Source organism: Mucilaginibacter sp. OK268, assembly GCF_900103125.1.
Lineage (GTDB): Bacteria > Bacteroidota > Bacteroidia > Sphingobacteriales > Sphingobacteriaceae > Mucilaginibacter.
The window spans coordinates 545,084-559,293 of sequence record NZ_FNJV01000003.1; the positions used below are offsets into that span (position 1 = coordinate 545,084).

Genomic DNA, 14,210 nt, shown 5'->3' on the forward strand with positions numbered 1-14,210 from the left:
TTGGTTTAGATAATGATCATTTCGCAAGGCGTTCAAGTGCAAGAAATTTCTTTTTAGAAATACTCATTGCAACAAGGCCATCTTTTTCGCCGGTGATTTCAAATCCTGCTTTTTCGTAAATTGAAAGAGCGGGAATATTAGCCGGGTGGACCCTTAGGTATAAACTTTCTAATTCACGGTAAAAAAAGGCATATCTGAGTACGAGTATAGTGGCCTGATAGCCTATGCCTTTACCCCAAAAAAGTTTATTACCAATAAACAGGTGCAATTCTGCACGCTGAAGGTGGATATCAAGCAGTTGAATATTGCCGATATAAGTATCGAGTTCCTTCAAACATATAGCAAAACGAATTTGATCTGGCTTACGCAGGTTATCCTGTAGCCAGGCTGTTTCCATTTTGGATGTGATACGCTTTGTGGCTTTGAATTTTGTAAACGTCCATATTTGCGGGTCATTTCTCCATAAATAGGAAGTTTGGGCATCTTCCAATACCAGGGGCCGTATATATATGGAAATTGTCATAAAAACTGTTGTAAAGTATTTAACATAAAAAATATATCCTGAAGGTTATACCGGTGATCTATCGGTAAAGGCACCAGATACCGGGCAAGATGATTTTCGAACATTTTTTTATTAGTCCACTTAAAAACATTGGGCCAATAGGTTGCAACGTATATTTTTTTCTGTATCAGATGTAGCTTCAGATCCCGGTCAGCACTTAAAAATGGATAAACCATTGGAGAAGAGCTCTCTGAAATATCGAACTTTAAGAGGTTATGAGCTTGCAGATGCTGATGTAAAAAGTTAAAATTCCGCTTTCTTATCTTGGCACATTCTTCATAATCAATTCCCGAGAGGATTTTCTGTGTTAAGAGCGACATACCCTTAATTTCGTTATTTTCCAAAACCTCGTTATTGGCTTTATAATCACCATAGCCTGCTTCGATACCTAATTCGATGCTTTTTAGAAGATGAGAAAACCGATTGATAGATGAGTCTACAGGTAATTTCTTACTGAGTTTCTTTTTAATTTGCAAATACGCTCCATCAGAAACGCCAAAAAACTTCCGGCAAGAGTAAAATGTATCAATACCCGGCAATGGCTCCGAAAAAAACGCTTGTGAATTATCAACTATCAGGTGTTTGATGTGCTTACTTAACTCTTTAACGGCGCCCTGCTTAATACCAAAATAATTGGTATACAAAAGGCAGGAATGTGGCTCGATCTCAAAATCGATAATTGGTTCAAGCTGCTCATTTATCGAATAAAACTGATAAGCTATATTCAGTTTATTTATAGGTTCAAGTATAACTTCACAAGTAAAATAGGGAATATAAATTTTGGTGTAGGCTCTTTGTTTTAAAATATACTCCAGGGCGTTGCGACCTGTATTTAACCGTATCAAATTGGGATAGTGTTCGGCCCCGGCAGTAAGCTGCAGCTCAAAATATCCCCCCATAGATTTTGGGTTAGGTTTGTTTTTTTGCATTGTTAAAGGATTGAAAGTGTATGATTCTAATTATACTCAGCCTTGATCGCGCTGGTACATCCTTAAATGCGGGGGTTGATAATATTCATCCAGGTTTTCCGGAACACGTGCATTATATCCAATAACCTGGCGCAATTCAGGACTTAGTTCTGCAACAAAGTCATATCCTAAAAACCGCGAGTAATCCATTTGTTGTTTAAAAAATGGCCTGGTAAAACCCAGTGTCAGGGCCCTTCTTAAGTGGGCTGTACTATTTTCGCCAGCAGCATGCCAAATATTTGAATTAAAGAGGATAATACTACCCTTAGGAACAATTGCCCGGGCAGCATGCTTATAAAAATAAGTTTCATCCGGGCGAAGGTCTGTTTTGTGTGATCCCGAAAGAAAATAAGTTGCGCCATTCTGTAAAGTAAAATCATCCAGCGTAACAATCATTTGTACCAATAACTTGGTATCTTTCATAAATGTCCTCACGTCACGATGCATGTTACTGAGATAGGGATGCTCCTGCCTCGCATGCATAACCGCGTTGATACCATTAAGAATATAATTGCCCCTTAAAAAATAACTGATCTCATCATTACAAAACATTTTTTCGAGAAACCGGAGCCCGAAATTATCGCGCTCCAACAAATGATGCAGGGTGCCATCCATATTTGCACTAATGCCATTTTTTTCCTGAATTTTTCTTCTGTGCTCATATGCCGTTACCAAATCATCGTTGATTGTTTTAATAAAATCAGGGTTTAACGCATCAGTGTATACAATCCATCCATAATTATCCATTGCCTCCTCAAAATCGCCAATCGTTCTTTGTGCGTAATTAAATTCATTTTCCATTATATAAAGTTTAGTTGGTTGTTTATTAAGATCTACACTATTCCTTATCCAGTTGCATAATCTTCAGCATTCTGGCATTAATCTGATGCACATCAAATTTTTCCCGGGCATAAGCAAGTCCGTTTACACCATAACTGTATATTGCTTCTGTATTGTTGATGAAAAACTCCATTCGTGCCACGAGTTCAGGAACATTTTTGACTGGGACCAACAGACCGTTTATGGCCCCTTCGCAATTAATGGTTTCTCGGCAACCAATAGAATCACAAGTAATAATAGCCCGTCCCATGGCCATACCTTCCAGCAAACTCCGGGGCATGCCTTCTCTGTAAGAAGGTAAAACTACTACGGATGCTTTTTGGATATATGGACGCACATCATCAACCTCGCCGCAATAATTAATCACATCACCATTACATATTTTAATGTACAGTTCGTCGTCTATCACGTCAACATTATCACCGTAAGCACCTATCAGGTTAAAAGTAACCTCCGGAAAACGCATGCGGATATTTTTTGCAGCTTCGTAATATTCCCGTATGCCTTTTGCGTTTATTAAGCGGGCTATCATCAAAAAGCCGATATTTTTTGCGTTTGGTTCGCAATAGCTGTAGTGATCAAGATCAACTCCTGAGCCGTTTACTATAACAGCCTGATGCTTTTCTGTTAATATATTGTATTGCAAAAGCGTTTGATAATCATCATTATTATGGAAGATGATTTTAAGCCGTTTGCTTTTCGCCAGGCTAAACTTTAACAGCCATCGTGTAATATGGCTTACGAGTTTATTTTTTGAGGTTGAGGTAAAATTATAACCCAAGCCGGTAAGCATCGGTGTTATACTTTTAATATGGCATATTTTTGCCAGCAATGTTCCGTAAATAACAGGTTTTAATGTATAAGGAAAAAAAACGTCTGGCATGATATTTTTCATGAGCTTATAAAGCTGTATCATGTAGGTGAGGTCTGAAAAAACAGATACCACACCTCCGTTAAGTTCAATTTCATGAACCTCAACCTGCATAAGTTTTAATTTCTCCCGAAAACCCGGCTGCATTATACCGGGAGTGTATACATGCACTTTATGTTGCTGAGCTATCAACTCAACCAGGTTGCCCCTAAAATCCATCAATGATTTTGACGAATCACAGGCGATCAGAACCGTTTGTGCCATTTGATTCACGTAATTATTAAAACACCAACCTTGTATAGGGCGGTTGTACTGGGTACAAGAAGATATTGGAAATTATTTGCTACAGAATGCAGGTAAATACTGTTGTTCAGCTTGACTTACTAAAAAACAGCCAGGTTTATAAGTGAAATGGGGTTGTACTGGGCGTACAGTTAAAGGCTTGGTTGATAATATTAAATTTTAACAGCCCAATTGTTTCATACAATTGGGCTGTTAAAGGGGTATTAAGTTTTATAAAAAAAATTAATGAATTGCTCTTGGTCCTGTACCCTGTACCACAAGTGCAGGTACATCGGCAGCCGCATTCAGGTATTGTTTATAGGTATACTCAGGCACCCATGTTGATACCGCTGTTGTTATATCATTAGCACCGCAGTTAACAAAGATATCCGTATTTGCGCCACTGATATAACCTGGAGGGTCGCCATCCAAATTAGTAGTAATAGGTTTGTGACCGTTTGCAAAATAATCGTTGTCGGTTCTGACAATACCACCAGCTCTGGCCGATATAGAATAACTTGCGTTATTCAAATGATAGTTATTGAAAAGGTGTACCCGACCATAGTTCATTGTTGGCTCTCTTTCACTAACGTTATACCAGTAATTGTGATGCATAGTGATGTGGAGTTTTCCTTGATCAGATTCATGCCCCACTATGCCCCCGCTAATAAGTACTGATAAGTTATTGTCATGAAATTTACACCATGATACCGTTATAAAGTCAGACTCCCTTGTAATGGCAATATCCTTACCCCAGTAACCCCATTTTGTACGATCGCATGAGAATTCGCAATGATCTACCCAAATATGATGAGAGGAGTATTTGATCTGAACACCAGCGTCATAAACATAATTCTTCAGGCGTAAATCCTGAACAATAATATTGCTAACTGTTTCCATAAAAAGTGTAAGCCCCTCTACAGAAGCGCTTGGTTTACCAATTATCGATGTATTTGAACCTACATAAACCAAGTCATCACCGGTACTCTTAATTGCTCCGCTGATGTAAACAATTTTCGGAGCATTACCTTTTACAGCACTTCTTAAAGCCTCAAGTGAACTTACTGTAACCGATGTGCCACCTGCACCACCAGTTGTTGTTCCGTTATACATGGCGTACCCAATAAGTCCGGTTGTAGTTGTAGATGAGGTTGACGAAGAAGCAGTAGACGTTCCTGTTGTTACAGTACCTGTAGATCCATCCAGCGTGTACGTATACTTTCGGCCATTAGTCGCGGGATTGGTATTGTCAGAAGCCGAAAACATCAGCTCTGTACCCCAGTGACTAAAACGCCCTTTACCATAATCGCGAATGTCCTGATGAACAGAATGCGGAGGTTTCAACTCGACTCCGTTCTCAAAAAGACGCATGGTTGATACTGTAGGTTGCGTATTAGAGTCTCCGGATTTACTAAGCGGATAGCCTATCTTGTAGGAATAACCACCATCTGACTTTAATCCCGTTAAATCTACAGCCAAACTGGTGCTTGTTCCTACCGCACTTGTAGTAGCCGTTGTTTCTGAAACCGTTGTTTGTGCGGCATTGTTAGATGCGAGTCCGGGAGAATCCCCGCTTTTTTGGCAACTACCCAACAGGATAATTGTACCGAGCATAAAACCTGCCGTGACCACTTTTTTAAAAGGTGTTGTTTTTCTTTCCATATGTGTTTTTTTAATTAGGCCATCAAACGGGGGTGTGTTTGAAAAATTGCCAATAAAAATCACATGGAAAATAGACTTAAATCAAAATGGGTTCAAAAAAGGCTCCGTTACAGCTATAACATTAATAATGTGTATAATATAATTGTAAACCTTCTGTATAAAACTACACATTTCATGACATTAAAATGACATTACAGCGTATCTATTGTTGCAGAAACGGGTTCTAAATTCTGTTTATTCGGTTTATAAAAGGCCTTGTACCAGGCAATAAACCTAGAAATCCCAACGTGTACCGTGGTTAAGGGCTTGTAGTTTAAAACTCCTTTTAAATTGGATACATCAGCACATGTTTCGGCCACATCCCCCTCCTGCATTGGTAAAAATATTTTTTTTGCCGTACGGTGAATTTGTTTTTCTATTTCGTTTACAAAATCAAGCAAACTAACTGGGGCACCACCACCAATATTAAAGATCCGGTAAGGAGCTTTTGAAGTAGCCGGATCTGGTTTTTGGGCATCCCAATTGGGATTGCTTTCTGCGGGTGCATCAATTACATGTACAATACCATCAACAATATCATCAATATAGGTAAAATCACGTTTCATATCCCCATTATTGAAAACCTCGATAGGCTTACCTTCTAACATAGCTTTTGCAAAAATGAACAGCGCCATATCCGGTCGGCCCCATGGCCCATAAACAGTAAAAAAACGGAGTCCCGTAGTACGTAAATTAAACAGATGGCTATAAGTGTGCGCCATCATTTCATTGGCTTTTTTCGAAGCAGCGTATAACGAAACAGGATGGTCGGCTATATCATGTTCATTGAAGGGCATTTTCTTGTTCAATCCGTAAACGCTGGAAGAACTGGCATAAGCCAAATGCCCTACCTTAAAATGTCGGCAGCACTCTAAAATATTCAGGAACCCTTTGATATTAGAATCTATATAAACCTCGGGATTTGTTAAGCTATAGCGTACACCCGCCTGTGCTGCCAGGTTACATACCGCATCAAATTGATATGTTTTAAAACAGGCCTCCAGCTGCTCTTTATCTAACAGATCAAGTTTAATAAACGTATAGTTAGGGTAATTCACACTACAAACAGGTTTTGCATATTCCAATCCAGATATGCTAATACCGGTTTCCTTAAGCCGTGCATATTTTAGGTTGACATCATAATAATCATTTAAATTATCGATACCGACTACTGTATCGCCCCTATCTAACAGGCGTTTAGCCAAATGATAGCCAATGAAACCGGCAGTGCCGGTAACTAAAATTTTCATAAGATTTTAAGTTTAAAAGATAAATTAATGGCCCTTTAGAATAAAGGGGAAACAGGGAAGTTTATATTAAACAAGTATGGGTACTTGTAATGCATATTAGTAGGTGGTAATCGTAGTAGTATAGTCGTCGAAGCTTTTGTTCCATAGAAAACTTGACAAAATAATGGGTTTACATTATTTTGCAGATAATCAATATAATTTATTGATTATCAATTAAATAATAAATATTAACCATAAATTGTGTAAACCATGCAAACCCACTTAGAGAATAATAAGCAGGTATAGTATCAATTTTTTGCTGCAGGGTACCCTGAACCATCTAAGGTATAAGCGTATTCGCGGCCATTAGCAACCGGATCTGTATTATCAGAGGTAGAGAAATAAAGTGTTGTACCCCAGTGGCTAAAACGACCTTTTCCAAAATCACGGATATCCTGATGTGTAGAATGAGGTGGATGTAATTCTACACCATTTTCAAAAATCCGGAGAAGTGATGCCGATGGCGCCTCGTTTGAATCCCCTCCTTCAATTACATACCCAATTTTCCAGGCATACCCTCCATCAGACCTTAAACCGTCAAAATCGATGGCAAATAAACCAGCTCTTATCTCTACGGGTGTTTTTACTTTAGCAGGTACCGGATTTTCCAATGATTTTTTACAACCATTAAAAAAGACAAATACGCCAATTAATATAACTAAAGGCACTATTTTTTCAAGAAGTTTTAGTTTACGTCTCATGAGATTTAAATTTAAAGTGTAACAATATCCCCCTAGTTTAAAGGTTGTTTACAGCAGGCAGGCTTTTTAATAAGGAGTTAATAAATATTTCAGGTGTCCTGTTATGCAGATATTGCTTAATTACTGAGCTTGGGCTTCCAATACTTTTGTCAAGCGCTTTTTCAATACCGATCACCAATTCATTAACGCTATCTGGTTTTACTTTCAAAACTCCGGGTATTGCTTCTATTCCACCGGCACAGAGGGTAGCAACCACTGAGGGATTTACAGACATCATTTCCAACAGTACATTCGGAAACCCTTCTTTAATGGATGATAGTACACATATTCTTGCCCGCTTAAAATAAGGCATAGGATTATCGATCCTGCCTTTTAGTATGACGCGGTCTGTAAGTCCCAGGGTTTCAATTAGCCTAAATAGCTCAACCCTTTTACCCCCCTCACCCAATATCAGCAACTTTAAAGTTGGGTATTGCTTTTCGATATAGCTAAAGGCATGTATTAAAACCGAAAATCCTTTTTCAGGGATCAGTCGTCCCGCGGCGCAGATAAAGTCTCCGATTGTATCCGGGTCATCTAAGGGCAATTTTGCCTTAGTATTAATTAGTTTTAAGTTTATAGGGTTCCCTTGTACTATTATCTTTTGGTTTGGTATAAAATTTATATGTTGTAGAAATTGATAGCGCATCAGACTTGTCTGACAAACCACAAGATCTACACCAGGATACCCTAAATAATAAGCCAGCTTGTAACTCATTTTTTTTAAGCCGGTAAACCTGGTAAATACAGAGGTACACTCGCGCACAATAAGCTGAGATTTTATATAACCAACCCTTTTTAAAAAACCCAAATAGGCATTTAAGTAAGGGTGGGTGCTGATAAGAATAAAATCTTTTCGGTAGGGTTTAAGTAATTTTATAAGTTTTAAAAAACCCATAAACATGCTGTTGGTGCTTGCATAATACGATGATTGTTCTTTCGGAATATCTAAACCACCCGAGTTTACTTTTTTTGCAAACATCATCGGTGCCCCTATAGCGCTTGCGGCCATAAACAATACATTTTCGGCCCCGTTGGCCGCATTGGTCATGGAAACAAAAAGTACATTTTGATTGATTACGGGCATTTTACCAAGATTAGACATGACTTCTGATCTTTCTAACGATTTTTTTTATTGGAGTAAACACACTAAACCTATTGCGTTTACCATCAACAACCAGCAAACCTTTGGCGAAATTGATAGTATGCAAACCGATGCTATAAGGAGGTTGTGGCAACAACTCAAAAACAGTTCGATATTGAAATTCAGTTTCGTTAATATGAATAATTTCATTGATCATGATTGAACCACCATAACACTTTCCGGGATTCTGACTTGGCATATATAATTTTTGATCAACAATAAATAACCTCCCAGCTGACCGGCTAACGTGATTTTCAACTACAATTGGGTTTAAGCTATGTGCCTTAAATGTGCCGAGAAGGGTATCTGAATAATATATATACAATGCACCTGGTTTTCCAGATACACTGGTAAACAACCAATATTTATCATTATACTTTATAACAGAACTATCTACAAAATCATCTCCTTCTAAAAGGGTCCGCACTTTTTTAAATTTCTGTAAATTATCAGTGTCAATCTGATATAATACTACCTGTTTAATTGCAGAGGTTTCAGGGATACAGTAAAACTTGTTTTTTTCAGTAAACAGATAAGGATAAGAGAGGTGTATAGATTGGTTGGTTAAAATTTCTACCTTCTTTTTGTCTTTAAAGCTTAATCCATTGGTAACCATTATTTCGCCTTTACCCTTTAAGAAGTTTAACTCTTCATAAAAAATATGATAATTCCCATTTATATGGACAATAAAGGGATCGGCCGCATAATCAACGCTGTCTTCACGAAACCAGTTTATTTTGCCATTTAACTTTTGGGAACTAATCAGACTTTCAGGACTTTGATTAATATATCCGATATTCCACTTATCACTCATAAATAGCTTATCAAAAACCATTTGAAGTTTTATGGCCAAACTCATGATCCGAACATTTTATTGAAAAAAGATAAAATCAATGTGGGTAAGGGCAAATAATCACTTTCCTGTATCAACTCTCCTCCAAAACTGTCTTTAAACTGATTTATTCTTTGTAGTGCTGCGTTATTCGTATTCGCCGCGTAACCTCCTAAATCATAAACTTCAAATCCGCGTTCCTTAAATAAGCACATATCTTTAAAGTGTAATAAGCGATTTGCTCTGCCTATAGTCGCTTTAAGCTGGGGTGCTTCCTCATTCCTAAAAAGCGAGGCCGAATACAACAACCTCACCCTTTTCTGTTCATTATCAACAACATAAGCATGCATAACAATATCTTGTTGATTGTAAACAGCTTTGGTAATAACGGTATGTGATTTGTAATTACTAAAATTCGTCTTGAGTTTTGGCAAACCTTTGGTTTTGGAAAATAAATTATAAAAATTAATAAATCGGGTAAAATCCGTTTCAGTAGTTGTTGCTACACCATCTTTAATAGCCCGCCTGATCTCATAAATGGTTTTTTGGTCAAAGCCTGATTCAAAAGCAGCCACCGGAGTACTTATATCGATGATTTTGGTATAAAATGCTTCCTGGCAATATCCTGAAACCGTTTTGTTATAGGAGCTTTGTTTGTAATAGCTAAAAAGGCATCGCCATATTTGGGGCCTGCCTGCAAACCAAATTACACGAACAGGCATCAGGCGAAAAGCCTGGGTTTTGATCTCGATCATAAAATATTTAGCATTAACAGCGCTTAAACTGTTTGATATACTGGCAAACTGTTTATTTTTTGATTTTCTAACCACTGTTTGAGTACCAGCAGCTTCCAAATTTGGGGTGCACGATTCCATTTACCGATCATATGATCATTAATCATGTCTGATGCAGTTTTTGCCTCAATACCAGGTATATTTTTAAGGTCGCGCAATGAAAGCTGGTCAAGTACATAATCCTTAAGCTGATGCCTGAACCAATAACTAAAAGGCATGGTAAAACCCGATTTAGGCCTATCAAATAAATGGGCCGGTACATATTGATATAAAATATCTTTTAGTATTCGCTTTTGTATTCCACCACCATATTTATAATTATCTGGGAGTTGTTGCGCAAATGTTACTACCCGGTGATCCATTAGTGGTGCCCGCGCTTCTACCGCAAAGGCCATCGAAGCGCGGTCTACCTTCGTATTGATATCACCGTTTAAATAAGTCTTGATATCAAAAGCCGACATTTTTTGTAAAAAACTTCCTGATTCTGTTGATAATATATCCATAAAAGGCACATTTAAGCCAGCCTGGGGTTGTTGAAGCCATGAATACTCTAACCCACCAAGCATGAGCGCATATAGCAAATCAATTGTTGCTGTACTTATACCCATTGCAATAAGTTTATGCCGATAGTCAGGTGATAACTTTACCAGCCCCCCCATAATCTTGCGCAATACCAGCGGACAATTAAAAAACTGATTAGCCATATTTAACCATTTATACCGGGAGTAACCCATAAAACTTTCGTCACCTCCATCGCCACTCAGTGCTACCGTTACATGCTTTTTGGTGTATTTACTGAGCAACAAAGTTGGAATTGCACTTGAATCAGCAAATGGTTCATCATAATATGTTCCAAGTTCTCCAATTAGTGCGATACCTTCTTCCTCGTCACATTCGATCTCATGATGATCCGTTTTGAGGTATTTGGCAATATTCCCGGCAAAGACACTTTCATCAAACCCCTTTTCATTAAACCTGACGCAAAATGTCTTGATCTGTTTTGTACTTTCAGCAGCAAGCGCGGCCACCAACGATGAGTCGACTCCTCCGGAAAGAAAAACACCAAGATTTACGTCAGCATGCATCCGTATGCTAACCGCATCTTTCAATAGCTTTTTTAGTTCGGATTTAGCTTGAGCATAGCTTCCTTTATAGATGCTTAAACCCACGGGATCAAGATCCCAGTATTTTTTTGTTTTAAACTGACCTGAGCTAAGTTCAAAAATGAAAATATTTCCTGCCTCAAGTTTCTTAATTCCTTGCCAGGCTGTGCGGGGCTCGGGTATATACCCCCATATAAAATATTCGTTAATGGCCTGCAAATCCAGATCTGCCTGCCTGGCAATAGTAATTTGTGCAGCTTGACTGGCAAATTCAAAGTCTAAGCCTTTATGGGCATAATAAAAAGGTTTTTTGCCAAGCCGGTCCCTCGCTCCAAAAAACAGCTGTTGTTTAGTATCGTAAATTACAAAAGCAAACATCCCATTAAAATGATCTACACAATGTATGCCGTACTCAAGGTATGAAGCAGCAAGTACCTCTGTATCTGAGTCTGTTTTAAATTTATGTCCTTTTGATTTTAATTCAGATCGTAATTGTTTATAATTATATAATTCACCATTAAAAACAACCTTCAAATGTTCATAAGTAAATGGTTGATTTGAGCGCGGGTCCAGATCTACAATTGCCAGCCTGTTATGTCCTAATATTACGGATTCTACACGCTCAAAACCAGAATAATCGGGTCCACGAAATTGCACTCGTGCCAGCTTTGCCCGAATGATCTCATCATTATAGTAAACAGTAGAGCCGTATATTCCACACATATCAATTGATTTTAATATTAATTTTGCAAGAGGCTTTCATAAGCCTGTCCTATTTTATCAAGGGAGAATTTGCAATAAGTGTCCGCTTTAATTTTTTCATGCGGCCACGACTGGGAACATGCTCTTATGATCAGTTCTTTTAATTGTATTAAATTGGCTTGCTCGGCAACAAAACCGTTAAAACCTTCGGAAATCATTTCATCGATTCCGCCTACTCTAAAAGTCACCACCGGAACTCCAGAGGCCAGCGCCTCCAGAATAACGTTCGGAAACCCTTCCGTAAATGAGCACAACACAAAAAGATCATGAGCTGAAATCAGGGTTGAAACTTCTTTAACTTCTCCTAAAAAAGTAACCCGGTTATCCAGTTTTCGTAAACGAACGCGGTCTTTCAGATCTCCCATTAAAGGTCCGTCTCCCGCAATGGTTAAAACATAGTTTTCTGGTAACTCCTCCATAACCTCGAGCAGCCGAAATAAACCTTTCTCCCTGTTTAAACGAGCCACTATTATTAATTTCTTTTGTACTGCGTTATATGATTGTTTTTTTATTGCAGATGTATACAAAACCGGGTTGGAAATAACCTTTAACTTATTCAAGCTAATACCATATAATTTGGAGATTGACTGTTGCATTTCAACCGACTGACAAACAATAAAATTAAACCGGAAGGATAAAAACCGGGTAAATAAATTATAAAATCGAGCTTTAAAACCATAAAATTGTTTCATCTGCTGCGGATTGTTTGATGCCCTGGCTATTAGGTTAGGTACCTTCAAAAAGCAAGCAACCATGGCAGTTAAAATGTTAATATGATCATTAGTAGAAAAAACAGCAAAAGGCTTGGCATCTTTTAAAAGCTTGTATAGTTTAAAGAATGATCTGGAAGCTTTTATCGTTTTAAGATCGATAAACTCAACACCCTCAATATTGGTGGGAAAACACTGCTCCTGAGCATTTAAAAACACAACAGACACGGAATATGCTTCCTTATTAAAATATTGAGAAAGCAGCCAGTAAACCCTTTCGGATCCGCCGGCACCAAGCGATCCGACGATCAGGAATATCTTTTTCTTCATTATAAAACAAGTGTTTGCAGTCGGTCTTGTGCTGCCGAATTTTCCGAGGATTCAAGCATCTCTGATGATTCCGTACTATTTTGTTGCTGCGCGTAAATCTTTGCTCCCTGCATTACACCGAAATACAAAAACAGGGTTGGGCCATCAGCACTCATCAACCACCCGTTATGAGATAACGCATTTAGTGATACAGCGATAAATGAAAAACACAAGGCTGGCATTAAAGCATTGGACCTTAATTTTACATGTTGCATAATTTCTCGGGACAGTCGTGTAATCCTATAATAAATAGCCCCTAACAATCCCAAACCTAAAAAAGGACCTAAATAAGTTATAAACATGAGATAAGCGTTATGTGAGGTCAGGCCAAAAGTGAATAAGGGGTTACGGTAGGTTACATCTTCCCAGGTTTTACCATAAAATATGAGGCCAAAGGGATAATCGGCACATATCTTCAAATTTTCTTCAGCCATGTTTGCCCGATTAAAATCATTGGCCCCTTTAGCTTCGTTTTTTGAAAGAATATTGTTTTTACTATCCAGGGTATCTTTTAACAAATAAGTATAACTCAGAAAACAAATGATGGTGGCCGCTGCCAGCAATAACACAGCCTTAAACTTGTAATAAATGAATATAAATATCACAACAGCAACGGCAAAGCTGATAAATGCCGACCGGTTCATCCCCAGATAAAGGCATACTATACATGCAAAAAAAACTATAACCTTAATTATCGCGTGCAGCCTGAACGTGAACGTAGCTACAAAAGCAAAAGCTGTAAAGGTTGCTATTTGATAGCCAAAGGTAAATTGGGTTGTAGCAAGGCCCGAAGGGCTTTGTTTAACAGGTTCACCAAGCATAGTTGATCTTAGGGGATCAATAATGCCTTGCTGTGTATGATCAAGAATCATCAAGAGCATAGATAGTGATAGTAACAGGAATATGATGACCACCGATATATTAAAACGTCGTTTATTTAAACCTACAAAATGATTAAAGTAAAACGCGCAGGTTATTATGGTGATAACATTGGCAAAAAATGCCTTATAATCTGCCATGCCAACTATATAGTATAAAAACAACGCTATAATAATAAATATGCATTCTTTATAATAGGCAAAATGCTGAACAGGTGCTTTTATAAAAGGCAACAGCAGTATCCCCAAAACTACCGGGGCTGGTACCCTAAAAATATCTGTCATAAAAATGCCAAAGACAAGTGTATACAGATAGGTTAGCACTACGCTAAAAACAATTAACCTTTTAACTAACATATACCGTG

At 38.1% G+C, this 14,210-nt stretch carries 13 protein-coding genes; all 13 read right to left on the reverse strand.

Annotation, left to right across the window (positions count from 1 at the left end; genetic code table 11):
• Positions 1-16 precede the first annotated feature (16 nt).
• The 13 genes from BLR84_RS12730 to BLR84_RS12790 all read right to left on the reverse strand — a co-directional run bounded on the left by BLR84_RS12730 (position 17) and on the right by BLR84_RS12790 (position 14,202).
• Positions 17-523: a GNAT family N-acetyltransferase gene (locus BLR84_RS12730; RefSeq protein WP_090468455.1), complete on the reverse strand. Its 507-nt coding sequence runs from the start codon at positions 521-523 to the stop codon at positions 17-19.
• The gene (locus tag BLR84_RS12735) at positions 520-1,491 is read right to left on the reverse strand and encodes a hypothetical protein (protein ID WP_090468457.1); all 972 of its coding nucleotides are present in this window, start codon (positions 1,489-1,491) and stop codon (positions 520-522) included. The genes BLR84_RS12730 and BLR84_RS12735 overlap by 4 nt, the downstream gene beginning before the upstream one ends.
• Positions 1,492-1,527: 36 nt before the next feature.
• The gene (locus BLR84_RS12740) at positions 1,528-2,331 is read right to left on the reverse strand and encodes a phytanoyl-CoA dioxygenase family protein (protein WP_090468459.1); all 804 of its coding nucleotides are present in this window, start codon (positions 2,329-2,331) and stop codon (positions 1,528-1,530) included.
• A 37-nt stretch (positions 2,332-2,368) separates the two neighbouring features.
• A complete protein-coding gene (locus BLR84_RS12745; protein WP_090468461.1) occupies positions 2,369-3,505 on the reverse strand; it encodes a glycosyltransferase family 4 protein in 1,137 nt (378 codons plus the stop codon).
• A 261-nt stretch (positions 3,506-3,766) separates the two neighbouring features.
• Complete coding sequence (locus tag BLR84_RS12750; protein ID WP_143013894.1) at positions 3,767-5,185, reverse strand: pectate lyase family protein; 1,419 nt, start codon at positions 5,183-5,185, stop codon at positions 3,767-3,769.
• Between the two features lie 191 nt (positions 5,186-5,376).
• Positions 5,377-6,474 (reverse strand): NAD-dependent epimerase, encoded by a 1,098-nt coding sequence (locus BLR84_RS12755; protein WP_090468466.1) that lies wholly within the window; start codon positions 6,472-6,474, stop codon positions 5,377-5,379.
• Between the two features lie 287 nt (positions 6,475-6,761).
• The gene (locus tag BLR84_RS12760; protein WP_090468469.1) at positions 6,762-7,214 is read right to left on the reverse strand and encodes a hypothetical protein; all 453 of its coding nucleotides are present in this window, start codon (positions 7,212-7,214) and stop codon (positions 6,762-6,764) included.
• Between the two features lie 37 nt (positions 7,215-7,251).
• The gene (locus tag BLR84_RS12765; protein ID WP_176852051.1) at positions 7,252-8,340 is read right to left on the reverse strand and encodes a glycosyltransferase; all 1,089 of its coding nucleotides are present in this window, start codon (positions 8,338-8,340) and stop codon (positions 7,252-7,254) included.
• A gap of 10 nt (positions 8,341-8,350) precedes the next feature.
• Positions 8,351-9,256: a glucosamine inositolphosphorylceramide transferase family protein gene (locus BLR84_RS12770; RefSeq protein ID WP_090468473.1), complete on the reverse strand. Its 906-nt coding sequence runs from the start codon at positions 9,254-9,256 to the stop codon at positions 8,351-8,353.
• A complete protein-coding gene (locus tag BLR84_RS12775) occupies positions 9,253-9,984 on the reverse strand; it encodes a hypothetical protein (RefSeq protein ID WP_176852052.1) in 732 nt (243 codons plus the stop codon). The genes BLR84_RS12770 and BLR84_RS12775 overlap by 4 nt, the downstream gene beginning before the upstream one ends.
• 23 nt (positions 9,985-10,007) lie before the next feature.
• A complete protein-coding gene (asnB, locus tag BLR84_RS12780; protein ID WP_090468477.1) occupies positions 10,008-11,849 on the reverse strand; it encodes an asparagine synthase (glutamine-hydrolyzing) in 1,842 nt (613 codons plus the stop codon).
• A gap of 17 nt (positions 11,850-11,866) precedes the next feature.
• Entirely contained in the window at positions 11,867-12,928 is a 1,062-nt protein-coding gene (locus BLR84_RS12785; RefSeq protein WP_090468479.1) for a glycosyltransferase, read from the reverse strand.
• Complete coding sequence (locus BLR84_RS12790) at positions 12,928-14,202, reverse strand: O-antigen ligase family protein (protein WP_090468481.1); 1,275 nt, start codon at positions 14,200-14,202, stop codon at positions 12,928-12,930. The genes BLR84_RS12785 and BLR84_RS12790 overlap by 1 nt, the downstream gene beginning before the upstream one ends.
• Positions 14,203-14,210: the final 8 nt, after the last annotated feature.

Bases quoted from the DNA above. Each gene is read 5' to 3' on its own strand.
- BLR84_RS12730 (WP_090468455.1), bottom strand. From the start codon at position 523: ATGACAATTTCCATATATATACGGCCCCTGGTATTGGAAGATGCCCAA.
- BLR84_RS12735 (WP_090468457.1), bottom strand. From the start codon at position 1,491: ATGCAAAAAAACAAACCTAACCCAAAATCTATGGGGGGATATTTTGAG.
- BLR84_RS12740 (WP_090468459.1), bottom strand. From the start codon at position 2,331: ATGGAAAATGAATTTAATTACGCACAAAGAACGATTGGCGATTTTGAG.
- BLR84_RS12745 (WP_090468461.1), bottom strand. From the start codon at position 3,505: ATGGCACAAACGGTTCTGATCGCCTGTGATTCGTCAAAATCATTGATG.
- BLR84_RS12750 (WP_143013894.1), bottom strand. From the start codon at position 5,185: ATGGAAAGAAAAACAACACCTTTTAAAAAAGTGGTCACGGCAGGTTTT.
- BLR84_RS12755 (WP_090468466.1), bottom strand. From the start codon at position 6,474: ATGAAAATTTTAGTTACCGGCACTGCCGGTTTCATTGGCTATCATTTG.
- BLR84_RS12760 (WP_090468469.1), bottom strand. From the start codon at position 7,214: ATGAGACGTAAACTAAAACTTCTTGAAAAAATAGTGCCTTTAGTTATA.
- BLR84_RS12765 (WP_176852051.1), bottom strand. From the start codon at position 8,340: ATGCCCGTAATCAATCAAAATGTACTTTTTGTTTCCATGACCAATGCG.
- BLR84_RS12770 (WP_090468473.1), bottom strand. From the start codon at position 9,256: ATGAGTTTGGCCATAAAACTTCAAATGGTTTTTGATAAGCTATTTATG.
- BLR84_RS12775 (WP_176852052.1), bottom strand. From the start codon at position 9,984: ATGATCGAGATCAAAACCCAGGCTTTTCGCCTGATGCCTGTTCGTGTA.
- asnB (WP_090468477.1), bottom strand. From the start codon at position 11,849: ATGTGTGGAATATACGGCTCTACTGTTTACTATAATGATGAGATCATT.
- BLR84_RS12785 (WP_090468479.1), bottom strand. From the start codon at position 12,928: ATGAAGAAAAAGATATTCCTGATCGTCGGATCGCTTGGTGCCGGCGGA.
- BLR84_RS12790 (WP_090468481.1), bottom strand. From the start codon at position 14,202: ATGTTAGTTAAAAGGTTAATTGTTTTTAGCGTAGTGCTAACCTATCTG.